The following is a 24,248-nucleotide window of genomic DNA, read 5'->3' as shown; positions in this document are numbered from 1 at the left end:
ATTTTCATGACTCGGGGTGCCCTTCCTGGTGAAGGCTGAGAAATACCCGTATTACCTGATCTGGATAATGCCAGCGTAGGGAAGTCACGGCCGCCCAACCGGCGCCGCCTTCTTGAACGCCGGTTGGGAGGAATATGATCGCTCGACCTGATGCACTACCCGGCGCTCGCGCCGCGGCCTGTCTAACCCAATTCCAACAGCGGCCTCCGCTGATCCACTGCCTGACCAACGAAGTGGTGCAATCGCTGACCGCCAACGTGTTGCTGGCGCTCGGTGCCTCCCCGGCGATGGTGGTGGAGCCGCAAGAAGCGGCGCAGTTCAGCGCGCTGGCCGACGGCCTGCTGATCAACGTCGGCACCCTCAACGCGCTGCGCGCCGAATCGATGCGGGCGGCGGTGGCCGCCGCCAATCAGGCCGGCAAGCCCTGGACGCTGGATCCGGTGGCGGTCGGCGCGCTCTCCTACCGCACCGCCTTCGCTAAACAGCTGCTGGACGAGCAACCGGCGGCGATACGCGGCAATGCCTCGGAAATCATGGCGCTCAGCGGGTTGCTGGCCAGCGGCCGCGGCGTGGACAGCGGTGACGATTCGCTGGCGGCACTGCCCGCCGCGCGTGAGCTGGCGCTGCGCAGCGGCGCGGTGGTGGCGGTCACCGGCGTGGTGGATTACGTCACCGACGGCCAGCGCGACTGGGCGATCGAAGGCGGCTCCCCGCTGATGACGCGGGTGGTGGGCACCGGCTGCGCGCTGTCGGCGGTGGTGGCGGCGTTTTGCGCGCTGCCGGGCGATCGCCTGGACAACGTGGCGACCGCCTGCCGGGCGATGTCCCATTGCGGCGGCCTCGCAGCCAAACAGGCCGCCGGGCCGGGCAGCTTTACACCGGCGTTCCTCGACGCGTTGTATCAACTGCGCGGGGAGGATCTGTGATGAATCGTATCAACGCGCTGACCATCGCCGGCACCGATCCCAGCGGCGGCGCCGGTATTCAGGCCGATCTGAAAGCTTTCTCGGCGCTTGGCGCCTACGGCACTTCGGTGATCACCGCGCTGGTGGCGCAGAATACCCGCGGCGTGCAGTCGGTGTATTACATCGATCCGGCGTTCGTCGCCGCGCAGCTGGACTCGGTGTTCAGCGACGTGCGCATCGACAGCGTCAAGATCGGCATGCTGGCCAACGCCGACATCGTGCAGGCGGTGGCCGAACGCCTGCGCCATTATCGGCCGGAGTTCGTGGTGCTGGATACCGTGATGCTGGCGAAAAGCGGCGATCCGTTGCTGGCGCCAGAGGCGGTGGCCTCGATTCGCAGCGAGCTGTTGCCACTGGTGTCGATCATTACGCCGAATCTGCCGGAAGCGGCGGCGCTGCTGGCGTGCGCGCCGGCGGAAGATGAAGCGCAGATGCGCGAACAGGGGCGGGCGCTGCTGGCGATGGGCTGCCAGGCGGTGTTGATGAAGGGCGGCCACCTGAGCGAAAGCGAGAGCCCGGACTGGCTGTTTACCGCAGAAGGCGAGCAGCGCTTTACCGCGCCGCGCGTCGCCACCCGCCACACCCACGGCACCGGTTGCACGCTCTCGGCCGCGCTGGCGGCGCTGCGCCCGCGCCATGCCGACTGGGCGGCGACGGTAGCCGCCGCCAAGGACTACCTGCAAAAAGCGCTGCAACAGGCGGATACGCTGGAAGTGGGGCACGGCATCGGGCCGGTGCATCATTTCCACGCCTGGTGGTGAGTCAACTTTTTGCCGCAACCGTGGTCTGACTAGTTCAGGCCCGGTTTTACGGGCGAAACCTGATTTAACCTAGGGAGAAGCACTATGACGGGACACCAGACGCTGCGTTGCGCCCTCTTCGGCGTACTGCTTAGCTTCAGCGCGGGCAGCTTGGCCCAGCAGATCGTCACCACATCGGATTTGATTCAGCAGCCGGGGTATCAGGCCAGCTGGCAAAATATGGTGAAAGGCCAGGCGCGGATGCCGGGCTGGGCACGCAAGGGCGTCGGCACCTCTACGCCGGCGCAGAATCTGAACTGGAAGGGCAAAGAGTATCTGGTTGGCAACCTGTGCAAACCGCACGACTGCGGCAACAACTTTTTAATCGTAGCGTTCAGCGCGGATAAATCCCAGGCCTGGGGCGTGCGGGTCGAGGTGGCGGACCGGCCGGAAGCCGTCGATCACCCGAAGAAGTACGCCAAGTATCAGTGGCTCGGCAAGCCGGATGAAGATATGAAGGCACTGCTGAAGCAGCAGTTCGAGAACAATCCTGACTGGAAATAATCTGGCTGGGGGCGCCGCTGCAGGCGCCCCCAGCACCGATCAGCCGATGCCGGCCTGATGCAGATCGTGCAGGTTGAGCGCCCCCACCAGTACGCCGTCCATATCGACCACCGGGGCTGCGCTGATGTGCTGTTCGTGCAGCGCTTCCAGCGCTTCGCCGGCACGCCACTGCTCCGGCAGCCGATAGCCGGGGCGGGTGATCGCCGGGCTGAGCGGATCCTGCAGGCTATTGCCTTTCACCAGCCAGCGGCGCAGGTCGCCGTCGGTAAACACCCCCACCACCCGTTGCTGCGTGTCGCAGACCGCCACTAACCCGAGCCCGGTGCGGCTCAGTTCCAGCATCGCTTCCATCACGTTGGCGCTTTCGCTCACGCGCGGCAGGCGATCGCCGGTGCGCATCAGGTGATGCACGCGGTTCAGCAGGCGCGCCCCCAGGCTGCCGCCCGGGTGCGAACGGGCGAAGTCTTCCGCGTTGAAACCGCGATGGCGCATCAGCGCCATCGCCAGGGCGTCGCCCATCATCAGAGTGTTGACCGCGCTGGAGGTCGGCGCCAGCCCCATCGGGCAGGCTTCGCGCTCGACGCCGATATCCAGTACGCAGGCCGCGGCCTGCGCCAGAGGAGACTCTTTGCCGCCGGTGATGGCGATCACCGGAATGCCGTTCTCCGCCAGCAGCGGCAGGATCAGGTCCAGCTCTTTGGCGCGGCCGGAGTAGGAGATGAACACCACCACGTCGTCGGCGCCGATCATGCCGAGATCGCCGTGCAGCGCTTCCGCCGGGTGCACGAAGAACGACGGCGTGCCGGTGCTGGCCAGCGACGCGGCGATCTTCTTGCCGATATGGCCGGACTTGCCGATGCCGGAAATCACCGCTTTGCCACGGCAGTTCAGCAGCAGCTCGCAGGCGCAGACGAAGTTGTCGTCGAGGCGCGCCAGCAGGCGCTGCGCTTCGGTCAGCTCGATCTCCAGCGTTTCGCGGGCGAAGGCGAGCAGGGCGTTGGCGTTACTCATCGGGGTCTCCTACCAGAAAGATATTGATGCCTTTCGCCTGCAGGGCGGCGAGGTAATCGGGGTTGATGTCTCTGTCGGTGATCAGCGTGTCGACGGCGCTGAGTTCGCACACCACGTTCGGGCTCTTGCGGCCGAATTTCGAGGAGTCTACCAACAGAATAATGCGGCTGGCGGCTTCGCACATCGCCTTGCTGACGTTGTGCACTTCGTTGAAGGTGGTGACGCCGGCGTTGAGATCGACGCCGTCCGCGCCGATAAACAGCTTGTCGAAGCTGAATTGCTGAAACGCCGATTCCGCCAGGCTGCCGTGGAACGAGGCCGACTTCTTGCGGTAGGTGCCGCCGGGCATCAGGATAGTCTGATCGTTGTCCAGCTCCACCAGCGCGTTGACGATGGTCAGGCTGTTGGTCATTACCGTGATGTTATTGAACTGCGCCAGGTGCGGCACCATCTGCAGCACCGTGCTGCCGGCGTCGAAGATCAGCGAGTCGCCGTCGGCGATCAGCGCCACGGCGGCGCTGGCGATCTGGCGTTTTTTCTCGGTGTTGATATGGGTTTTGCGGTCGATCGGCTGATCGCCGTCGTCGCGGCTGAGCACCACGCCGCCGTAGGTGCGGATCACCTCGCCTTCTTCTTCCAGCAGGGTGAGATCCTTGCGGATGGTGGTGCCGGTGGTGGAGAAATGCTCGGCCAGGGCGTCCACTGCCGTTTTGCCATGCTGCTGCAGATATTCAAGGATAGCGGCCTGCCGCTGCTTTGGTTTCATCGCGATTCCCGTTCACAAGAGTTGGGCATTTCCTCTCGCTGAATAATTCACTATGAAAGGTAATGTCTTTTAATGTGAAAATATCACGATTTGGGTTCAATCGCTAACGATAGTGCAGACTGGCATGCGCGATCCTCGGGGAAGATCACATCCGGGCGTAAATCCTGCTGATGCAAACCGTGCAATCGAGGCAACGGGCGGGGCCGGGCGAAAACGGTCAGGCCGCGCAGCAACAGGCTGCCGCATACCCGCCGGTCGGCGTCGAAGGCCAGCGCCAGCACCACTCGCGGGCGAAAACGGCCACCGGAACGGCCGACGCCGACGACGCCCAGCCGGCACAGGCCGTCGAAGGCGCGGTTGAAGCGCTGCAGTTGCCACCAGCCGAAGGCGATTTGCAGCAGCCAGGCCAGCAGCGCGAAGGCGATCAGAGCTTGTGTCATGGAGTTCTCCTTAGCCCCCTCTGCTGAAGGGGGCGTCGATTGGCGTCAGAACATCACCTGGCCGCCGGTGATGTTGATCGATTGGCCGGTGCAGTAAGAGGCCTTATCGCTGGCGTAGAACAGCAGGGTGTTCAGCACGTCCTGGTAGTCGCAGCCGCGTTTCAGCGGCACCTTGTCGATGTAGTACTGCTCCACCTGATCCGGCGCGATGCCCAATTTTTGCGCGTACTGTGGCAGCAGCGACTGGAACATCGGCGATTTCAGCAGGTTGCCGAGCATTAGCGAATGCACGGTGATGCCGTACTCCGCCAGATCGAGCGCCAGCGACTGCGTCAGCCCCACGCCGCCGAACTTGGCGGCGCTGTAGCCAGAGTTGTGCTTGCTGCCGACCTTGCCGGATTTAGAATTGATCTGAATGATGCGCCCGGCGATGCCGTCGCGGATCATCAGCCGCGAGAACTCGCGGGCGCAGAGGAAATAGCCCACCAGGTTCACCTGCAGCGAGCGATCGAAGTCGCCCAGCGGGAAATCGGTGATCGGCGCCGCCTTGGCGATGCCGGCGCTGTACACCAGCAGATTAGCCTGGCCGAACGCCCGGTCAACCGCCGCCGCCAGCGCGATCACGCTCTGCTCGTCGGTGGCGTCGGCCTGAAAACCGCAGGCGCTGCCTGAGCCGTACTCTTCGTTGATCTGCTGCGCCACCCGATTGGCGTTGTCGGCGTTCAGATCGGCCACCGCCACCCGATAACCGGCCTGCGCCAGCCCGTGGCTCAAAAATGCACCTAACGTTTGGCCGCCGCCAATCACTACAGCTACTTCAGACATGGTCTACTCCTTATGCGATAAATGACAGCGTGCTGCCCAACGGGATATCGGTCGGCGTCGGGCCGGATACGTGGATCGAGCCAGGGAATTCGGCTTCGGCTTCGCCGTCGAAGCGTACGGTGATATGGCCCAGCTCGCGCAGATTCTGCGTGGCGACGCTGCCGACGGCGGTAATGGCGTAGCGCCGCTGCGCCAGCTCCATCACGCCGCCCACCTGCAGTTCGCCGGCGGTCGCGCCGTGGCGGTGGATAAAGCAGAACTCTTCGATGTCCGCCGGCGCGCCTTCACGAAAGGTGATCAGCATATTGTCCAGCAACGCCTCGCGGGCGCAGCCGCCGATTTGCGTGATGGTGGTATGAAAAATGGTGTGCATGAACGTCTCCCTGAAAATCACACTATTGATAAATGAAGGCCGAGGCGGCCCAGGCGATCAACACCGTCGGGGCGCCGGTCAGGAAGCGGCCGACCAGCACCGACGGCACGCCGACCCGCACGGTGTCCTGTTTGGCTTCCGCCAGCGACAGGCCGACCGGAATGAAGTCGCAGGCGGCCTGCGCGTTGATGGCGAACAGCGCGGGCAGCGCCAGCTGCGGCGGAATATGGCCGAGGCCGATCTGCACCCCGACCAGCACGCCGATCACCTGGGCGATGACCGCGCCGGGGCCGAGGAACGGCGACAGCAGCGGGAACGAGCAGATCAGCGCCAGCGTCACCAGCCCGATCGGGCTGTTGGCCAGCGGCGTCAGGCCGTGAGCGATAAAGTCCCCGAGGCCGGAGGCCATGATGATGCCGATCAGCGCCGAGACGAACGCCATAAACGGCAGAATGGTCTTCAGCACGGTGTCGATGGTGTCGCGCCCGGCCTGGAAGAACACCGCCACCACCGAGCCCATGCCCATGCCGACCTTCGCCAGCAGCCCGTCGCTTTGCTCGGTGATCTTCTTGCTGGTGTCGTAGTCGCGCGCTTTGGGCGGCGCAGCCACGGCGGCGGCGGGCGGGGTTTCCGCCGTTTCGATTCGGCTGATGTTGTGGTCGCGCACGCCGGAGACATAGATGTCTTCGAGGATAAACTGCGCCAGCGGGCCGGACTGGCCGGTGGCGTGGATGTTGACCGTCGGAATGCGGCGTTTCGGGTACAGGCCGCAGCGCAGGGTGCCGCCGCAGTCGATCACCGCCACGCCGATTTCGTCCGCCGGCGGCTCGCCCTCTTTGAAACCGTCGACGGCCGGCCAGCCGGTCAATTCGCTGAGGCGATCGACGATGGAAGGCCGGGTACCGGCGGTGATGTACACCACTTTCTTGCCGGGTTCGATCGGCAGTTCCAGGGGGCCGCCCCAGCCGCTGGCGCCTTTTTCAATACGGATATAAGCACTCATGCTGCACTCCACGAATTAAAGTTGCACCTGGCGATCCAGACGGATGCCCATCTTGCGTTCGAACAGGCTGGTGGTGAGATCGGTAACCCAGCCGCGGAAGAAGTTAGTGAACAGCCCCACCAGGAAATAGCTCACCGCCAGCGGGCCGAGCGGCAGGCCGAGGGTGGTCAGGCCGCTGGCGATGCCGAGGTAAACGAACAGCTCGCCGGGGTTGATGTGCGGGAACAGACCGTTCATCGAGTGGCAGCTGTAAGAGGCCGCCGCGTAGTAGCTCGGCTTGTATTTCTCCGGCATGAAGCGCCCCAGGCTGAGGGTCATCGGGTTGCAGAAGACAAAGGTGCCGATCAGCGGCAGCAGCAGATAACGCGAGACGGGGTTGCCCGCGCAGCGCTGCGCCAATCGTTCGATACGTTCCTGGCCAACAAATTTGATCAGTGCGTTCATGATAACCAACAGGCTGATCAACAAAGGTAAAATGCCGGTCACCATGCCGACAAACACTTCACCGCCTTTCTGAAACAGGCCGATAAACCACTCGGCGCCGTGGGTGATTAGCTCAATCATTATGTTCTCCTGTAATGGACTTATATGGCCTGGAGCGAACGGCGGCTCTGTCGCCATGGGCCTTACAGTAGTCACTTTGTTGGGCTATTTGTTTTAAATAGATCACAATTTGAAAGATAAATATTTTATTTTGAAAGTTTAAAGTGAAAGAAAGAGAAGGTATGCGGCTTGAAAAGTGGGGGACGGGCACAAAAAAGCCCGGCGAGCCGGGCTTTGGGACAGGTGGTCTGTCACATCAGGCGATGGTGACCTTCTTGTCCAGGTAGGCGTCTTGCACGGCGTTGATCAGTGCTACGCCGTCTTTCATCGATTTCTTGAACGCCTTGCGCCCCAGGATCAGGCCCATGCCGCCGGCGCGTTTGTTGATCACCGCGGTGCGCACCGATTCCTGCAGATCGTTCTCACCGGCGGCGCCGCCGGAGTTGATCAGCCCAGCGCGGCCCATGTAGCAGTTGGCCAGTTGGTAGCGCACCAGATCGATCGGGTGATCGGTGGTCAGCTTGTCGTAGACGCGGTCATCGGTATAGCCGAATTTCACCGCGCGGTAGCCGCCGTTGTTTTCCGCCATTTTCTGTTTGACGATGTCGGCGCCGATGGTGGCGGCGATGTGGTTGGCCTGGCCGGTCAGATCGGCGCTGGAGTGGTAGTCCACGCCGTCCTTGTTGAACGCCGGATTACGCAGATAGGCCCACAGCACCGTGACCATGCCCAGCTCATGCGCGCGCTCAAAGGCGATAGAGATCTCTTCGATCTGGCGGCGCGACTGCTCGGAGCCGAAGTAAATGGTGGCGCCGACCGCCACCGCACCCATGTTGAACGCCTGCTCGACGCTGGCGTACAGGGTCTGGTCGTACTGGGTCGGGTAGCTCAGCGTTTCGTTGTGGTTGATTTTGACCAGGAACGGGATCTTGTGCGCGTAGCGGCGCGATACCGACGCCAGCACGCCGTAGGTGGAGGCGACGCAGTTACAGCCGGCTTCAATCGCCAGCTCGACGATATTCTTCGGATCGAAATACAGCGGGTTGGCGGCGAACGACGCGGCGGCAGAGTGCTCGATGCCCTGGTCGACCGGCAGGATAGACAGGTAGCCGGTGCCGGCCAGGCGGCCGTGGTTGAACAGGGTTTGCATCGAACGCAACACCGTGTTCGGGCGGTTGTTATCGATCATTACGCGGTCGACGAAGTCGGCGCCCGGCAGGTAGAGATTCTCGGCGGGGATAGTGGTACAGCGGTGTTGCAGCAGATCTTCCGCTTCCTTTCCTAGCAACTGCACAATATCAGTCATGATTCACTCCCGATTAAGCTTCTTCATACACCGGCAATGCATGGGTTTTTGACCACCGGCGCAGTAAAAAAGCGGTGATTGAAGCTGTAAAGCGATGCTACCGAACTTGCTCCGGCAAGGACAAACAATAGATGCGATTGAGAAGAAATGCCATTTGCGCGGCCAAATACGCGGGGACGATCGCCCCCGGCTTGCCAAGCGGTTGATTATTCGATCTCGAACCACTCGGTGTTCTGCAGGGCGATCGGGCGCAGCGGCTGCGCCCGACAGAATCAGCCCAGCAGGGCGCAGTTAGGCGGCAGGCGGCATTCGATGGCCTGCGGCAACACTTCGATGCGGAAATGGCGGCCTTTGAGCGGCTCGCCGTCAAGGTTGAAGGTGATTTCATGCGGCGCGTCGATCTCCAGCCAAGGCAGCGCCGCGCTGAGGATGCTGTTGCTTTCTTCGTCGTTGAACAGGGCGGCGACCAGCGCCGGCAGCAGTTCATCGGCGATCAGCAGACGCAGCTGCAGCAGGCCGTCGTTGATCAGCGCAGTGGGGCACAGTTCCTGACCGCCGCCGGCCTGCTTACCGTTGCCGATGCCGATCACCAGCGCTTCACCGGCCCAGCGGAAGTCCGGCCCGCGGATTTCACAGCGATCGGCCTGCAGCGTATCCATGCGCAGTAAGCCGTGGACGAAGTAGGAAACGCCGCCCAGTGCCGCCTTCAGCTTCTCCGGCGTTTCGGTGGTGATGCGGGTGCCGAAGCCGCCAGTGGCCATGTTGATGAAGTAGCGTTCGCCGTTGACCCTGGCCAGATCGATAGGCACCGAGCGGCCCTTGATCGCCAGTTGCAGCGCCTGTTCCGGCGAAGGGGGAATATTGCAGGCCATGGCGAAGTCGTTGGCGGTGCCGAGCGGCAGAATGCCCAGCACGGGTCGGCCGTGCGTCGGCAACTGCACCAGTGCGGCGGCCACCTCGTTGATGGTGCCGTCACCGCCGCCGGCGACGACGGTATCGACGCCAAGCTGAGCGGCCTCCGAGACGTAGCGCGCGGCGTCGCCGTGCTCCCAGGTGACGCGTACGTGCAGCGTCACCTGTTCTGCGCGCAGCCGTTTGACCGCCTGGCGCAATTCTTCGTTGCCGGCACCCTTGCCGTTGATAATAAGCAGGGCTGTTGCATGTGGGGGGTGAGCCATTGCCGATATCCTCCGGCGGAAAACCAAGAAGGTCCCAAGATAAACCAGCCGACGCCGTCAGGCCATCAGAATATTCAGCTAATTCCGCTTATTTCCCGCATCGCCGTGAATATGAAAGCGGTGCGAATTTATCTGAATTTTACCGGGCAACAAGAAAAATTTTAATGAAGGCGGGATTAATCGCTATAGCGTTATTTATATATCGATGTGACGTTATTATTCTTATTAAAATGGATAACGGGAAAAGATAATGAAAATAGGTGCTGTGGTGAAAATAGAGTGGCCCCACAAAGAAAAAGCCAGCCCAAGGGAGATTGGGCCGGCTAAGGAGGTGGTTCCTAGTATTGCTATGCAAATATTTTCGTTGTTCGTTTTAAGCAGCGTGATAGTAACCAAGCTGCGAGCATATTGATGTGATCTAATTCTAATATTTGCTAAAAATCGCCACCGTATGGTGGCGATTCATTTTATGCCTGGGCGCTATTTTCTTCCGCCAAATTGCGGATCAGCAAAGCATAATTGAGATCGATATCCTGCGGGATCGGCAAATAAACGATATGGCCGTTGCCCGGCGCCACTTCAATCGGCTCACCTTTCTTATTTTGCATGCTTTCGAGCGTAAACAGCACGTTGCCGCCCGGCGTCATCATCTCGACGCTGTCGCCGAGCGAGAACTTATTCTTCACGTCGACTTCCGCCCACCCTTCGCGGCGCACGCCGGTGAACTCGCCGACGAACTGCTGACGCTCGGAGAGCGAGGAGCCGTATTCGTAGTTCTGCTGCGCTTCGTGTACATGGCGGCGCAGGAAGCCCTCGGTGTAACCGCGGTGCGCCAGGCCTTCCAGCGTGGTGAGCAGGGTCGGATCGAACGGCTTGCCGGCGGCGGCGTCGTCGATGGCGCGGCGGTAGACCTGGGCGGTGCGCGCGCAGTAGTAGAAGGACTTGGTGCGGCCTTCAATCTTCAGCGAGTGCACGCCGAGCTGCGTTAGACGCTCCACGTGCTGGATGGCGCGCAGATCCTTGGAGTTCATGATGTAGGTGCCGTGTTCGTCCTCAAAGGCGCTCATATATTCGCCTGGCTTTTGCGCTTCAGACAGCATGAACACCTTATCGGTCGGCGCGCCGATGCCCAGCGTCGGCTCAACGGTTTGTACCGGGATCGGCTCGTGCAGGTGCACGATATTGCCGGTGTCGTCCTCTTTGCCTTCTTCCGCCTTGTATTGCCAGCGGCAGGCGTTGGTGCAGGTGCCCTGGTTGGGATCGCGCTTGTTGATGTAGCCGGACAGCAGGCAGCGGCCGGAATAGGCCATGCACAGCGCGCCGTGGACGAAGATCTCCAGCTCCATATCAGGTACTTCGGCGCGGATTTCGGCGATCTCCTCCAGCGACAGTTCGCGCGACAGGATCACGCGGGTCAGGCCCATTTGTTTCCAGAATTTCACCGTCGCCCAGTTAACGGCGTTGGCCTGAACCGACAGGTGGATGTCCATCTGCGGGAAGGCTTCGCGCACCATCATGATAAGGCCGGGATCGGACATGATCAGCGCATCCGGGCCCATATCGATAACCGGCTTCAGATCGCGCAGGAAGGTTTTCAACTTGGCGTTGTGCGGGGCGATGTTGACCACTACATAGAATTTTTTGCCCAGCGCGTGCGCTTCGTTGATGCCCTGCGCCAGATTCTCGTGGTTGAATTCGTTGTTGCGCACCCGCAGGCTGTAGCGCGGCTGGCCGGCGTAAACCGCATCGGCGCCGTAGGCGAAGGCGTAACGCATGTTTTTCAGCGTTCCGGCAGGGGAGAGAAGTTCCGGTGTAAACATAGTGTGTCTCGGTCTGATTTCAGGTCAGTACCGCGCCACCTGATGGCGCAGTAAAAGCGGGGAATTGTAGCGGCGGCGCGGCAAAAAATCAGCAGTTAACCGGATTTATTCAGGGGAGATTGATCCCGGTCAAACGGAAAACGCGCGATGGCGGCCACCGCGCGGGCGAAACGGAGGGATCAGGCGCTCAAATCGCGGATATCGGTGGTCGGGCCGTTTTTTATCACCGACTGGATACCGTTTTTGGCCGCGCTTTCGGAGCTGTACATTTCGCTGACGCCGATCACCTGATGGTTCTTGGCCTTCAGCACAAAATAGGGTTGATTGCTGGTGCTGTGCTTCAGTTCAAACTGCGCTTCGTGCGGCGAATTGGTCTGCACCGAGGCGATGCCGTTCTCCGCTGACGCTTTGCTGGCGTACATCTCGCTGGCCAGAATGATCTCGCCGTTACTGGCTTTCAGGTTGAAGTGGTACTGTCCGTTCTTTGCTTTTTTCAGCTCGTAATGACCGATTGCCATGGTTCTTCTCCTGTAGGTTCCGATTCGTGATGTAAGTGTAGCCAATCGCTTGAAAATCGGCGGCTAAACCTCACCGCAGCTTAGTCGAAAAAATGCGCAATTTTTTTGCGCCGGCGCGGAGTTTTCATTCGGTGAGCCCGCCGCCGCACGGGAAGCTAAGGAAAGGCGCGGTGATTGCGCAGTGCACCGCATAACGAGGGGAACAGGGTTTCAACCCGTGAAATTGTGCGTTAGTGTTTGGCCGTTTCGTCAATGTGGATGAAAAATGAGCGATACATCTTGGCATCGACACGCTACAGGCATATGCTTTGGCCTATGCCAGCTGTGGAGGTGTCGAGATGGAAAGAATCGCAAAGCTGTTTAAAAACGGCAGAAATCAGGCGGTGAGGTTACCGGTGGAGTTTGAATTTGATACGGATCGTGTCTATATCCGTCGCGATCGGGAGGGCAACGTGATTTTATCCAAATATCCAGCAAAGCCGGACAGCTGGGCGCCGCTGCTGAGCATTATCGCCCAAACGCCTGTGCCGCAAGAGTTTCTTGGCGCGGAAGATCGTCAGCAAGGGGTTGCAGACCGCGATCCATTCTCAGAGGACGAATAGGCGATGTACATGTTTGATACCAACACCGTCAGCCACTTGTTTCGGCAGCATCCGCAGGTGCTTAACGTCATGGAAAAGCTCCCGCCTTCTGCCGTATGTATTTCCAGCGTCACGGAGGCGGAACTGCTTTACGGTGTGGCTAAACGGCGGAACAAGGCGTTGCAAAGCATGGTCGAGGCCTTTATTGCCGCGGTAACGGTCTATGCATGGGATAGCGAGGCTGCCCGCTGTTACGGTGAAATGCGGGCAAACATGGAGAGAAAGGGGAAAATCATGGGCGCGATGGATCAACTGATCGCCGCTCATGCGCAGAGCCGTGGCGCGACGCTGGTGACCAACGATCGCGCATTCGCCATGGTGCCCGGATTGGCTGTTGAGGACTGGACGCGCTGATTTCCCCCTAAACCCCATTCACCAGCCGGCAAGGGTCGGCTTCCCAGCGGTAGCCCACGCCGTATACCGAGCGGATAAAGGATTTCTCCCCGTCGATCAGCTCCAGCTTGCGCCGCAGATTTTTGATGTGGCTGTCGATGGTGCGGTCGGTGACTACCCGATAGTCGTCATACAGGTTGTTCAGCAGCTGTTCGCGCGAAAACACGTTGCCCGGTTGGCTGGCCAGGGTTTTCAGCAGGCGGAACTCCGCCGGCGTCAGATCCAGCAGCTGCCCCTGATAACTGGCCTGGAAACGCGGTTCATCGATGTGCAGCAGATCATCTTCCCGCGCATTATCCTGCGGCCGATAGCTGCGGCGCAGGATGGTTTTCACCCGCGCCACTACCTCGCGCGGGCTGTAGGGTTTGCAGATGTAATCGTCGGCGCCGATCTCCAGCCCCAGCAGGCGGTCGATCTCTTCGATTTTCGCCGTCACCATCACGATCGGCACGTCGCTGAAGCGGCGCAGCTCGCGGCATACCGTCAGGCCGTCGGCGCCCGGCAGCATCAGATCGAGTAAAATCAGCGCCGGCGGATGTTGATGCACGGTCGGCACCACCTCACTGCCGTTGGTCAGCCAGCGGGTGGCGTAACCCGCCGCCTGCAGATAATCCACCAGCAACTGACCCAGCTTGGGCTCATCTTCAACAATCATGATCTGCATAGGTTGATTCTGAATGTCCATCAGGGCGCCTTATTTTTTATCGGGGTAGCAAATTCTACTGTAATGCGCACGCCGCCTAAAGGCGAATGCTCGGCGCGGATTTTTCCATCGTGCGCCTCCACAATGTTGTGGCAGATCGCCAGACCCAAGCCGGAACCGCCGCTGGCGCGGTTGCGTGAGCCTTCCGCCCGGTAGAAACGTTCGAAAATGCGCGTCAGTTGCTGATCGCTGATGCCCGGCGCGCTGTCCTGCCAGTAGAGGAAGAGCCGCCCCGGCTGTAGCTCGGCGCTGATTTCCAACCGGCCGCCGGCGTCGGTGTAGCGCAGGCTGTTTTCCAGCAGGTTATTGAACAACTGGTTCAGGCGATCGGGATCGCCGAACAGCGGCGCCTGGGGCGGCAGATGCGTGACGATTTCCAGCCCTTTGGCGCGGAAGCGTTCGCGGAAGGCGGCGACGGCAACCTGCAGCAGATGCACGCAGTCTACCGACGACTTGCGATAGGCCAACGCGCCGAGATCGGAAAGCGAAAGCTGGTGCAGGTCATCGACCAGTTTGGTCAGGGTGGACACCTCGGCCTGCAGCGAGCTGAGTGACGCCGGCGTCGGCTGGCGCACGCCGTCCTGCAGCGCCTCCAGCTCGCCGCGCAGCACCGCCAGCGGCGTGCGCAGCTCATGCGACACGTCGGCCATAAAGGCGCGGCGCATCTGCTCATTTTTCTCCAGTGAGGTGGCTAACTGATTGAAGTCGTGCGCCAGCCTGCCCAGCTCATCCTGGCTGCTGACCGTCACGCGGGTGGTGAAGTCGCCTGCCGCCAGGCGATGAGTGCCCGCCACCAGGCGCTTGACCGGCGCCAGCATGCCGCGCGACAGCAGCCAGGTCACCGCCGCCGCCAGCAAGGTGGAGAGCGCGACGATAATCCAGCTGGTGCGCCGCTGCTGGCGATCGAAGTTGATATCGGTGTTGCGCGTCAGGCGTTCGACCGGGGTAGTGATCACCCAGCCGACGATGGTGTTGTTATAGCGGATCGGGTGGCGCGGCCCCTCTTTCGGCACCGGCCCGGAGTGGCCCACCAGCCGGTTGAACTGGCTGTCCACCACCCAAAACTGGGTGCGCCAGCCCTTGGGCGGCAGGTTGTGGCTGCTGTCGCTGTTCTGTTCGAACGAACGCATGATCTGGTAGATAACCTGATCGTTGTTGCGCAGGAATATCCAGTTGCCGTGGCGGCTGTACTGCTCCTCCAGCGCTTCGCTCAGCATGTTGATGCGCTGCTCGTTGCTGTGCTTGATGTAATCGATAAAGCCGCGTTCAAAGCTGACGCGCACCCCCCAATGCATGGTGATCAACACCAGCATGCAGGTAGCGAAAATGGCCAGGAACAGTTTCCCGGTAATGCCTATCTTCATTGCAACCTCGTTGAGCCGGTACCCGGCTCTTTGGTCAGCGTGCGGTTGGGCGCGCTATCGGCCGGCACGCGCGCGAAGGCCAGCGCGGGCAGGGCGATAATCAATGCCATACAGCAGTAGCTGTAGATAAATGCGCTGTGGATGGCCGGGCTGTCGGCCACCACCTGGTGATGGGCGAAGCTGCCGATCAAGATGCCGGCGACGCTGACGCCAAGGCTCATCGACAGTTGCATGACCATCGACAACAGGCTGTTGCCGCTGCTGGCCAGCCGGTCCGGCAAGTCTTTCAGCGTCAGGGTGTTCATCGCCGAGAAGCGCAGCGAGTTGACCATCCCCTGGAAGAACAGCACCACCGGCAGCAGCCACAGCCAGCCGAGCATCGCCGCCAGCAGGAAACTCAGGCTGACCAGCGCCAGCAGCAGCGTGGCCGCCACCAGCACGTTGCGATAGCCGAAGCGGTTGACCACCTGCACCACGATGCGCTTCATGCCCATGCTGCCGATGATCATCGGGATCATCATCAGCCCGGCGTGGAACGGCGTGAAGCCCATGCCCACCTGCAGGAACAGCGGCGTCATGAACGGCAGCATGCCGCTGCCGATGCGCCCCAACAGGCTGGCCAGCAACCCGATCTTGTAGGTCGGGGTGCGCAGCAGCCGCAGCGAGAACAGGGCGCGGCTATTGCCGTAGGCATGCCAAACATACCCCAACAGCGCCGCTGCGCCCAGAGCCACCAGGCCGGCGATGGCGGCGCCGGACAGCCCCATGCCCTTGTGGCCATCGAGCGCCAGCGTCAGCGACGCCATGCCGATCGCCAGCAGGATAAAGCCGCTGAGGTCGAAACGCCGGGTTTGCATTTGGTAGTTGGGCATCAGCAGCAGCGTGGCGATGGCGCCCACGATGCCTACCGGAATATTGATCAGGAAAATCCAGTGCCAGCTGGCGTACTGCACCAGAAAGCCGCCCAGCGCCGGCCCCATCAGCGGGCCGATCTGGCCCGGCAGCGTCACGAAGGTCATCGCCGCCATGTACTGCTCGCGCGGTACGATCTTCATCACCGTCAGGCGGCCGACCGGCACCATCATTGCGCCGCCGACGCCCTGAATCACGCGCGAGGCGATCAGTTCGTTCAGGGTTTCCGAGCGGGCGCAGAGGATGGAGCCGAGGGTAAACAGCACGATGGCGCTGAAAAACACCCGCTGTACGCCGACCTTGTCCGCCAGCCAGCCGCTGGCCGGCAGCGTCACCGCCACCGTCAGCACATAGGAGACGATCACCGACTGCATGCGCAGCGGGTTCTCCCCCAGGCTGGCGGCCATCGAGGGCAGGGCGGTGTTGACGATAGTGGTATCCAGCGTCTGCATAAAGAAGCCGAACGCCACTATCCAGAGTTGCCAGCGTACCGTGGCGGTGTGTTTCATCAGCATCGGTCGGCCATTAGTGCGGCAGCGGGGCCAGTTGCTTGTTACGGCGGAACTTCGCCTGCAGCCGGTCAAAGTAAAGATAGACCACCGGCGTGGTGTACAGCGTCAGCAGCTGGCTCATCACCAGGCCGCCGGCGATGGTGATGCCGAGCGGCTGGCGCAGCTCCGCGCCGTCACCGCTGGCCAGCACCAGCGGCAGCGCGCCGAACAACGCCGCCAGCGTCGTCATCATGATCGGCCGGAAACGCAGCAGGCTGGCCTGGAAAATCGCCTCGCGGGCGCTGATGCCGCCGTTGCGCTGCGCCTCGAGCGCGAAGTCGACCATCATGATGGCGTTTTTCTTCACGATGCCGATCAGCAGCATGATGCCGATCAGCGCGATCAGGCTGAACGGCGCGCTGAACAGTTCGAGCGCCAGCAGCGCCCCCACGCCCGCGGAAGGCAGCGTGGAGAGGATGGTCAGCGGGTGGATATAGCTCTCGTACAGCACGCCGAGCACGATATACACCGTGGCGATCGCCGCCAGGATCAGGATCACCTGCGATTTCAGGGTGTCCTGGAACACCTGGGCGGTGCCGGCGAAGGCGCCGCGCACCGTGGGCGGCACGCCGAGCTGGGTCATGGCGCGGGTGACGGCGTCGGTGGCGTCGCCCAGGCTGGCGCCGAGCGGCAGGTTGAACGAGATGGTGGAGGCGGCGGACAGCCCCTGGTGGTTGACCGCCAGCGGCGTGTTGGCCGGCTGCCAGTGCGCGAAGTAGGAGAGCGGTATCGCCTTGCCTTCGCTGTTGATGATGAACATTTTGTCCAGCGAACTCACGTCCTGGGTGTAGGGCGGCGCCACTTCCATCACCACCTTGTATTGGTTGAGCGGTTGATAGATGGTGGAGATCTGCCGCTGGCCGAAGGCGTTGTTCAACAGGTTGTTGGCGTCCGACACCGAAATGCCGAGGCGGGACATGGTGTCGCGGTCGTAAATCAGATCCATCTCCGAGCCTTTATCCTGCTGATCCGAGTTGACGTCCGCCAGCTCCGGCAGGGCGGCCAGCGCGGTGCGGATTTTCGGCTCCCAGGTGCGCAGGGCGCTCAAATCGTCCGACAGCAGCGTGTACTGATAGCTGGCGTTGGCCTGCCGGCCGCCGACGCGGATATCCTGCACCGCCATCAGGAACAGGCTGGCGCCGGGCTCTTTCGCCAGCTTGGCGCGCAGGCGGGCGATCACCTGCTGCGCGCTCTCTTTGCGTTCGGACAGCGGTTTAAGCGCGATGAACATCGAACCGCTGTTGGTGCGCGAACCGCCGGTGAAGCCGGTGACGTTATCCACCGCCGGATCGTCGCGCACGATGGTCATAAAGTCCTGCAGTTTTTGGCGCATCGCCTGGAACGAGATACTCTGATCGGCCTGAATGGAGCCCATCAGACGGCCGGTATCCTGCTCCGGGAAGAACGTTTTCGGGATGCTGATGTACAGCCAGACGTTGAGCGCCACCGTCGCCAGCAGGATCGCCAGCACCCAGCGAGCGTGGTCGAGCACCCAGTGCAGCGAGCGGCCGTAGCCCTGCTGCAGTTTCATCAACAGCTTGCCGAAGCCGCGCACGCGCTGCTGCGCGCGTTCAGGCTGCGGGCGCAGCAGGTAGGCGCACATCATCGGCGTCAGCGTCAGCGAGATGATCAGCGACAGCCCGATCGACACCGACAGGGTGACGGCGAACTCGCGGAACAAACGCCCCGGCAGCCCCTCCATCAGCAGCAGAGGAATGAACACTGCTACCAGCGACATGCTCATCGAAAGCACGGTAAAGCCGACCTCGCGTATCCCCTGCAGCGCCGCCTGCAGCGGTTTGATGCCGGCCTCCACGTGGCGGGAAATGTTTTCCAGCACCACGATGGCGTCGTCCACCACAAAGCCGGTGGCGATGGTCAGCGCCATCAGCGACAGGTTGTTGAGGCTGAAACCGCACAGGTACATGGCGGCGAAGGTGCCGATCAGCGACACCGGCACGGCGACGGCGGGGATCAGCGTAGCGCGGCCGGAACGCAGGAAGGCGAACACCACCAGGATCACCAGCGCGATGGCGATGACCAGCGACTGCTCCACTTCCGCCAGCGAAGCGCGAATGGTCGGCGAGCGATCCTGCGCGATGTTCAGTTTGATCGAGGCAGGAATGCTGGCCTGCAGGTCGGGCAGCTCGGCGCGGATGCGATCGACGGTGGCGATGATGTTGGCGTCCGGCGAACGGCTGACCACCAGCAGGATCGCCGGTTGGGCGTTGGTCATCCCGGCGTTGCGCACGTCCTGCACCGAATCGATGACGTTGGCGACGTCGCTCAGCCGGACGGCGGAACCGTTGTTGTAATGCACGATCAGCGGCTTGTAGCCTTCGGCCTTTTTGATCTGATCGTTGCTCTGGATCTGCCAGCGCTTGTCCTGGCTTTCGGTCGAGCCGAGCGGCGTGCGCAGGTTAGCGTTGCTGATAGCCTGGCGCACGCTGTCCAGCGACACGCCCTGGTTAAACAGCGCGGAAGGATTCAGCTCCACCCGCACCGCCGGCAGCGAACTGCCGCCGACGGTGACGTCGCCGACGCCCTCGGTCTGGGCGATCTTCTGCGCCAGCTGGGTGGAGGCAAAGTCGTAAAGCTGGCCCTGGCTGTAGGTGTCGGAAGTGAGCGTCAGGATCATGATCGGCGCGTCCGACGGGTTCATCTGCCGATAGGTGGGGCGGCTCGGCATGCCGGAAGGCAGCAGGCTTTGCGCGGCGTTGATCGCCGCCTGCACGTCGCGCGCGGCGCCGTTGATGTCGCGGCTGAGATCGAACTGCAGGATCACCCGGGTGCTGCCGAGCGAGCTCATCGAGGTCATTTCGTTGACCCCGGCGATGCGGCTGAGCGCACGCTCCAGCGGGGTGGCGACCGAGGTCGCCATGGTTTCCGGATCGGCGCCCGGCAGGGTGGCGGTGACGGAGATCACCGGGTAATCCACCTGCGGCAGCGGCGCGACGGGCAGCAGGCTGAAGCCCAGCGCGCCGGCCAGCGCGATCGCCAGCGTCAACAGGGTGGTGGCCACCGGCCGGAAGATAAACAGCGAGAAGAATTTCACGGTGTCTCCCGCGCTTCTTCTTTGGCGTGGGTATTGCGCGCCAGTTTATCGAACAGCAGGTAGATCACCGGGGTGGTGAACAGCGTCAGGATCTGGCTCATGATCAGGCCGCCGACCATACAGATGCCGAGCGGCCGGCGCAGCTCCGCGCCGACGCCGGTGCTGAGCATCAGCGGCAGCGCGCCGAGCAGGGCGGCCAGCGTGGTCATCAGAATCGGCCGGAAGCGCAGCAGGCAGGCCTGATAGATGGCGTCATAGGGCTTCATACCCTGCTCGCGTTCGGCGGCCAGGGCGAAGTCGATCATCATGATGGCGTTTTTCTTCACGATGCCGATCAGCAGGATGATGCCGATGATGGCGATCACGTCCAGCTCGCTGCCCGCCAGCATCAGCGCCAGCAGCGCGCCGACCCCGGCGGTCGGCAGGGTGGAGAGAATGGTGACCGGATGAATGAAGCTTTCATACAGCACGCCGAGCACGATATACATCGCTACCACCGCCGCCAGGATCAACCACAGCGTGCTGCCGAGCGCGGCCTGGAAGGCCAGGGTAGCCCCCTGGAACTTGGTGGTGATGTCTTTCGGCATCGCCAGCGTTTTCTCGACCTGGGTGATGGCGTTGACCGCTTCTTCCAACGAGTAGCCCTCCGCCACGTTGAAGGAGACGGTGGTCGCCGGGAACTGATCGAGGTGATTGATCGCCAGCGGCCCGTTGCGCTGCTCGATTTTGGCGATGGTATTGAGCGGCACCACGGCGCCGCTGCTGCTGGTGAGACGGATATCGTTCAGCGCCGCCAGCCCTGGCGTCGCCTGCACGTCATGTTCCAGCACCACGCGATACTGGTTGGCCTGGGTGTAGATGGTGGAGATCAGGCGCTGGCCGAAGGCGTTGTACAGCGCGCTGTCCACGTCGCTCATCTGGATGCCGAGGCGCGAAGCCGAGTCGCGATCGACGTTGATGTAAGCTTCCAGCCCTTGATCCTGCCAGTCGCTGCTGACGTCCTGCAGTTCGGGGGTTTGCCGCAGTTCATCGACCAGTTGCGGCACCCATTGGCTGAGTTGCTCGAGGGACATCGCCTGCAGGGTGAACTGGTACTGCGTGCGGCTGACCTGGGTATCGATGGTCAGATCCTGCACCGGCTGCAGATAGAGTTTCAGGCCGGGCAGCGCCGCCGCTTTTTCTTGCATTCGATCGATGATGGTTTGCAGGCTGTCGCTGCGTTCGCTCAGCGGTTTCAGGTTGATCTGAAGCCGGCCGCTGTTGAGCGCGGCGTTGGTGCCGTCGACGCCGATAAACGAGGTCAGGCTCTCCACCGCCGGATCCTCCAACACCTGGGCGGCGACCTGTTGTTGCAGCACCGCCATTTTGCTGAACGACACCGACTGCGGCGCTTCCAGCGTGCCCTGGATCAGGCCGTTGTCCTGAATCGGGAAGAAGCCTTTGGGAATGAACAGGTAGAGCAGCACGGTGACGGCCAGGGTGCTCAACGCTACGCACAGCGTCAGCCACTGGTGGGCGAGCACCACTTTCAGCCAGCGGCCGTAGCCGGCGATCACGCGCTCGAAGAAGCGTTCTGAGGCGGCGGAGAAACGGTTTTGCTTACGCAGCGACTCATGGTTCAACAGGCGGGCGCACATCATCGGCGTCAGCGTCAGCGACACCACGGCGGAGATCAGAATCGCCACCGCCAGCGTCACGGCGAACTCACGGAACAGGCGGCCAACGATGTCGCCCATGAACAGCAGCGGGATCAGCACCGCCACCAGCGAGAAGGTCAGCGAGATGATGGTGAAGCCGATTTCGCCGGCTCCCTTCAGCGCGGCGTCGAGCGGTTTTTCGCCTTTCTCGATGTAGCGCGAGATGTTCTCGATCACCACGATGGCGTCGTCCACCACGAAGCCGGTGGCGATGGTCAGCGCCATCAGCGTCAGGTTGTTGATCGAGAAGCCGAGGAAGTACATGGCGGCGAAGGTGCCAACCAGAGACAGCGGTACCGCCACGCTGGGGATAATGGTCGCCGGCACGTTGCGCAGGAACACATAGATCACCATCACCACCAGTGCGATCGCCAGCAGCAGCTCGAACTGCACGTCGCTGACCGAGGCGCGAATGGTGGTGGTGCGGTCGGTCAACACCTTGACGTCGACCGACTTGGGCAGGCTTTTAATCAGCGTCGGCAGCATCTCGCGGATGCTGTCGGCGGTGGTGATGACGTTGACGCCGGGTTGGCGTTGGATGTTCAGCACGATCGCCGGCTGCTTGTTAGCCCAGGCCGCGAGCCGGGTGTTTTCCGCCCCTTGCTCGACGGTGGCGATGTCCTGCAGGCGGATCGGCGCGCCGTTTTTATAGGCGACGATTAGCCGCCGGTACTCATCGGCGGACTTCATCTGATCGTTGGCGGACAGGGTAACCGAACGGGTCGGGCCGTCCAGGCTGCCTTTGGCGGAGTTGACGTTGGCGGCCGTGATGGCGGTGCGCACGGTTTCGCTGTCGAGCCCGTTGGCCGCCATCGCCGGCGCATTGAGTTTTACGCGCACCGCCGGGCGCTGGCCGCCGGAAAGGGTGACCAGGCCGACGCCGGTCACCTGGGAGATTTTCTGCGCCACGCGGGTTTCCACCATGTCTTCCACCTGCGTCATCGGCAGGGCGGTAGAGGTGACGGCCAGCGTCAGGATCGGCGGATCGGCGGGGTTAACCTTGCTGTAGATTGGCGGGTAGGGCAAATCGGTCGGCAGCAGGTTGGTGGCGGAGTTGATTGCCGCCTGCACTTCCTGCTCGGCGATATCCAGCGACAGCGCCAGTTGGAACTGCAGGGTGATCACCGAGGCGCCGCCGGAGTTTTGCGACAGCATCTGCTTGAGGCCGGACATCTGGCCGAACTGGCGCTCCAACGGCGCGGTGATGGCGGAGGTCACCACGTCCGGGCTGGCGCCGGGGTACAGCGTCACCACCTGAATGGTCGGGTAGTCCACTTCCGGCAGGGCGGACACCGGCAGCGCGCGGTAGCCGATAATCCCCGCCAGCAGGATCGCCACCATCAGCAGCGTGGTGGCGACCGGGCGCAGAATAAACAGGCGGGACGGGCCGCCGCCGGGGTTCGGCGTCATCACCTGCATCAGGCTTTCTCCCGCTTGGCGTGCGGCGCGGCGCTGCCGTCGGCCGCTTTGGTTTGCGGCGTCACCACCTCAACCTTCATCCCCTCCGTCAGTTGATCGATGCCGTCGGTTACCACGCGCTGCCCGGCGTTCAGGCCGCTGGCGATCACCACGTTTTGGCTGTCTTCAATGCCGACGGTGACCAGGCGTTTGCTGACTTTATTCTCGTCGTCCATCGTCCAGACGAAGTTGCCTTCGTTGCCCATCTGCACGGCGGCGGTCGGCACCACGATGGCGTTTTGCAGCGTGGCGACCTTCAGCCGCGCATTGACGAACTGGTTGGGGAACAGCGCATCGTCCTGGTTGGCGTACTGCGCCTTTAGCTTGATGGTGCCGGTGGTGGTGTCTATCTGGTTATCCAGACTCAGCAGGTTGCCCTGCGCCAGCAGGGTCTTGTTGGTGCGTCCCCAGGCCTCGACGCTGACCGGCCCGGCTTTCTGCGCTTTCATGATGTCGCTGATGTTGCTTTCCGGCAGGGTGAACACCACCTCGATCGGATGCGTCTGCGTGATCACCACGATGGCCGTAGAACCGCTGGTGATGTAGTTGCCCATATCGACCTGCTTGAGGCCTACGCGGCCGGAGATTGGGGCGATGATTTTGCTGTAGGTCAGCTGCAGCTGCGCGCTGTCCACCGCGCCCTGATCGGCCTTGATCGATCCTTCGGTCTGCTGCACCAGCGAGACCTGGGTATCCAGTTCCTGGCGGGAAACCAGGTTGGTTTTCACCAGTTGCTGATAGCGCGCCAGATCGCGCCGGGCGTTGGCCAGCGTCGCCTGGTCTTTCGCCAACTGCCCCTGGGCCTGCGTCAGCTGCACCTGGAACGGACGGGGATCGATCTCCGCCAGCAGATCGCCGGCCTTCACCTGCTGCCCTTCGGTGAAGTGCAGGGCCATCAATTGGCCGTCGACCCGACTGGTGACGGTAACGGTGTTGGCGGCGGTAACAGTGCCCAGCCCGATCAGATAGCTCGGCACCGATTGCTGAGTGGCCGTGGCCACCTGAACCGGCGACAGATTGCCGCGCCGTTTGCCACCGGCAGCCGCTCCTTTGGCGCCACCGGCATGGTGAGCGGCCGTCGGCGTTTCAGCCGCCGGCGGTGCGGCGTTGAAGTGGCGCCAAATCAGTACGGCAGCGATGACCGCGATGGCGGCAACCAGCAGGCGCAGCATCAGGGAACGACGTTGGGGTTTTGCTTTCATGGCGGCGAAAATTCTCTCCAGAGGACAAGCGTGTGCGCACGCATTGCCACAAAAATGACACTCCTTACAGAATACTAGTTTAGCTAGTCAAAGCGGCATAAAAATGAAGGAAATAAGGAGGAACCGTCAGCATTTTCCGAATAAGTTAACGATTGTCGCCTGCTATGTTTATAAGCGTTGGGTTTTTGCTTATAGCCAATGAGTTTTAACGGCTTTTTAT

22 protein-coding genes and 1 riboswitch are annotated in these 24,248 nt (G+C 62.0%); of the genes, 5 read left to right on the top strand and 17 right to left on the bottom strand.

The features are described 5' to 3' along the window. Window positions 1-2 precede the first annotated feature (2 nt). Window positions 3-99: riboswitch (TPP riboswitch) on the top strand. A 35-nt stretch (window positions 100-134) separates the two neighbouring features. The 3 genes from thiM (at window position 135) to ATE40_RS15035 (ending at window position 2,269) form a co-directional block, all read left to right on the top strand. After that, window positions 135-926, top strand: coding sequence for a hydroxyethylthiazole kinase (gene thiM, locus ATE40_RS15045; RefSeq protein WP_063919876.1), 792 nt, complete (start codon window positions 135-137; stop codon window positions 924-926). Further along, window positions 926-1,726: a bifunctional hydroxymethylpyrimidine kinase/phosphomethylpyrimidine kinase gene (thiD, locus tag ATE40_RS15040; protein WP_063919875.1), complete on the top strand. Its 801-nt coding sequence runs from the start codon at window positions 926-928 to the stop codon at window positions 1,724-1,726. The genes thiM and thiD overlap by 1 nt, the downstream gene beginning before the upstream one ends. An 84-nt stretch (window positions 1,727-1,810) precedes the next feature. Continuing rightward, entirely contained in the window at window positions 1,811-2,269 is a 459-nt protein-coding gene (locus ATE40_RS15035) for an inhibitor of vertebrate lysozyme family protein (RefSeq protein WP_019452389.1), read from the top strand. A gap of 39 nt (window positions 2,270-2,308) precedes the next feature. Here ATE40_RS15035 and gutQ read toward each other — a convergent pair whose 3' ends face one another. The 11 genes from gutQ to ATE40_RS14980 all read right to left on the bottom strand — a co-directional run bounded on the left by gutQ (window position 2,309) and on the right by ATE40_RS14980 (window position 12,052). Next, on the bottom strand, window positions 2,309-3,280 hold the full coding sequence (gene gutQ / locus ATE40_RS15030; protein ID WP_063919874.1) for an arabinose-5-phosphate isomerase GutQ: 972 nt from the start codon (window positions 3,278-3,280) through the stop codon (window positions 2,309-2,311). Continuing rightward, entirely contained in the window at window positions 3,273-4,046 is a 774-nt protein-coding gene (gene srlR / locus ATE40_RS15025) for a glucitol operon DNA-binding transcriptional repressor SrlR (protein WP_063919873.1), read from the bottom strand. Before srlR ends, gutQ begins: the two co-directional genes overlap by 8 nt. 83 nt (window positions 4,047-4,129) lie before the next feature. Further along, on the bottom strand, window positions 4,130-4,486 hold the full coding sequence (gene gutM / locus ATE40_RS15020) for a transcriptional regulator GutM (protein WP_019452392.1): 357 nt from the start codon (window positions 4,484-4,486) through the stop codon (window positions 4,130-4,132). A gap of 45 nt (window positions 4,487-4,531) precedes the next feature. Then, complete coding sequence (gene srlD / locus ATE40_RS15015) at window positions 4,532-5,311, bottom strand: sorbitol-6-phosphate dehydrogenase (protein WP_025159563.1); 780 nt, start codon at window positions 5,309-5,311, stop codon at window positions 4,532-4,534. A 10-nt stretch (window positions 5,312-5,321) separates the two neighbouring features. Further along, window positions 5,322-5,684, bottom strand: coding sequence for a PTS glucitol/sorbitol transporter subunit IIA (gene srlB, locus ATE40_RS15010; protein ID WP_019452394.1), 363 nt, complete (start codon window positions 5,682-5,684; stop codon window positions 5,322-5,324). A 22-nt stretch (window positions 5,685-5,706) separates the two neighbouring features. Further along, complete coding sequence (gene srlE, locus ATE40_RS15005) at window positions 5,707-6,687, bottom strand: PTS glucitol/sorbitol transporter subunit IIB (RefSeq protein WP_063919872.1); 981 nt, start codon at window positions 6,685-6,687, stop codon at window positions 5,707-5,709. 15 nt (window positions 6,688-6,702) lie between these two features. Then, window positions 6,703-7,251, bottom strand: a complete 549-nt coding sequence (gene srlA / locus ATE40_RS15000; RefSeq protein WP_004941528.1) for a PTS glucitol/sorbitol transporter subunit IIC — start codon at window positions 7,249-7,251, stop codon at window positions 6,703-6,705. A 235-nt stretch (window positions 7,252-7,486) separates the two neighbouring features. After that, window positions 7,487-8,536 carry a class I fructose-bisphosphate aldolase gene (gene fbaB / locus ATE40_RS14995; protein WP_019452396.1) on the bottom strand — a complete coding sequence of 350 codons (1,050 nt, stop codon included), beginning with the start codon at window positions 8,534-8,536 and terminating at the stop codon, window positions 7,487-7,489. Window positions 8,537-8,808: 272 nt separating this feature from the next. After that, window positions 8,809-9,714: a lipid kinase YegS gene (gene yegS / locus ATE40_RS14990; RefSeq protein ID WP_019452397.1), complete on the bottom strand. Its 906-nt coding sequence runs from the start codon at window positions 9,712-9,714 to the stop codon at window positions 8,809-8,811. A 467-nt stretch (window positions 9,715-10,181) separates the two neighbouring features. Further along, the gene (gene trhP / locus ATE40_RS14985) at window positions 10,182-11,534 is read right to left on the bottom strand and encodes a prephenate-dependent tRNA uridine(34) hydroxylase TrhP (protein ID WP_025159564.1); all 1,353 of its coding nucleotides are present in this window, start codon (window positions 11,532-11,534) and stop codon (window positions 10,182-10,184) included. 179 nt (window positions 11,535-11,713) lie between these two features. Then, entirely contained in the window at window positions 11,714-12,052 is a 339-nt protein-coding gene (locus tag ATE40_RS14980) for a YegP family protein (protein WP_033644064.1), read from the bottom strand. 338 nt (window positions 12,053-12,390) lie between these two features. On the opposite strand from ATE40_RS14980, the gene ATE40_RS14975 reads away from it, so the two are divergent. Then, window positions 12,391-12,654, top strand: a complete 264-nt coding sequence (locus ATE40_RS14975) for an antitoxin (protein ID WP_019452401.1) — start codon at window positions 12,391-12,393, stop codon at window positions 12,652-12,654. 3 nt (window positions 12,655-12,657) lie between these two features. After that, entirely contained in the window at window positions 12,658-13,047 is a 390-nt protein-coding gene (locus tag ATE40_RS14970) for a type II toxin-antitoxin system VapC family toxin (protein ID WP_025159565.1), read from the top strand. A gap of 7 nt (window positions 13,048-13,054) precedes the next feature. Here ATE40_RS14970 and baeR read toward each other — a convergent pair whose 3' ends face one another. Genes baeR through ATE40_RS14940 form a run of 6 tightly spaced genes read right to left on the bottom strand, consistent with a single transcriptional unit; the run spans window position 13,055 to window position 24,028 of the window. After that, entirely contained in the window at window positions 13,055-13,771 is a 717-nt protein-coding gene (baeR, locus tag ATE40_RS14965; protein WP_019452403.1) for an envelope stress response regulator BaeR, read from the bottom strand. Continuing rightward, window positions 13,771-15,153, bottom strand: a complete 1,383-nt coding sequence (baeS, locus tag ATE40_RS14960) for an envelope stress sensor histidine kinase BaeS (protein ID WP_019452404.1) — start codon at window positions 15,151-15,153, stop codon at window positions 13,771-13,773. The genes baeR and baeS overlap by 1 nt, the downstream gene beginning before the upstream one ends. Then, the gene (gene mdtD / locus ATE40_RS14955; protein WP_019452405.1) at window positions 15,150-16,580 is read right to left on the bottom strand and encodes a multidrug transporter subunit MdtD; all 1,431 of its coding nucleotides are present in this window, start codon (window positions 16,578-16,580) and stop codon (window positions 15,150-15,152) included. Before mdtD ends, baeS begins: the two co-directional genes overlap by 4 nt. Window positions 16,581-16,590: 10 nt before the next feature. Next, window positions 16,591-19,671: a multidrug efflux RND transporter permease subunit MdtC gene (gene mdtC, locus ATE40_RS14950; protein ID WP_019452406.1), complete on the bottom strand. Its 3,081-nt coding sequence runs from the start codon at window positions 19,669-19,671 to the stop codon at window positions 16,591-16,593. After that, on the bottom strand, window positions 19,668-22,787 hold the full coding sequence (locus ATE40_RS14945; protein WP_063919871.1) for an MdtB/MuxB family multidrug efflux RND transporter permease subunit: 3,120 nt from the start codon (window positions 22,785-22,787) through the stop codon (window positions 19,668-19,670). Before ATE40_RS14945 ends, mdtC begins: the two co-directional genes overlap by 4 nt. Next, window positions 22,787-24,028: an MdtA/MuxA family multidrug efflux RND transporter periplasmic adaptor subunit gene (locus tag ATE40_RS14940; protein ID WP_063919870.1), complete on the bottom strand. Its 1,242-nt coding sequence runs from the start codon at window positions 24,026-24,028 to the stop codon at window positions 22,787-22,789. The genes ATE40_RS14945 and ATE40_RS14940 overlap by 1 nt, the downstream gene beginning before the upstream one ends. Window positions 24,029-24,248: the final 220 nt, after the last annotated feature.

Origin of the sequence: Serratia surfactantfaciens (genome assembly GCF_001642805.2) — a bacterium.
GTDB classification, from domain to species: Bacteria; Pseudomonadota; Gammaproteobacteria; order Enterobacterales; family Enterobacteriaceae; genus Serratia; species Serratia surfactantfaciens.
Note: the sequence above shows the minus strand (reverse complement) of the source record. Positions and strands in the feature narration are given on the sequence as shown.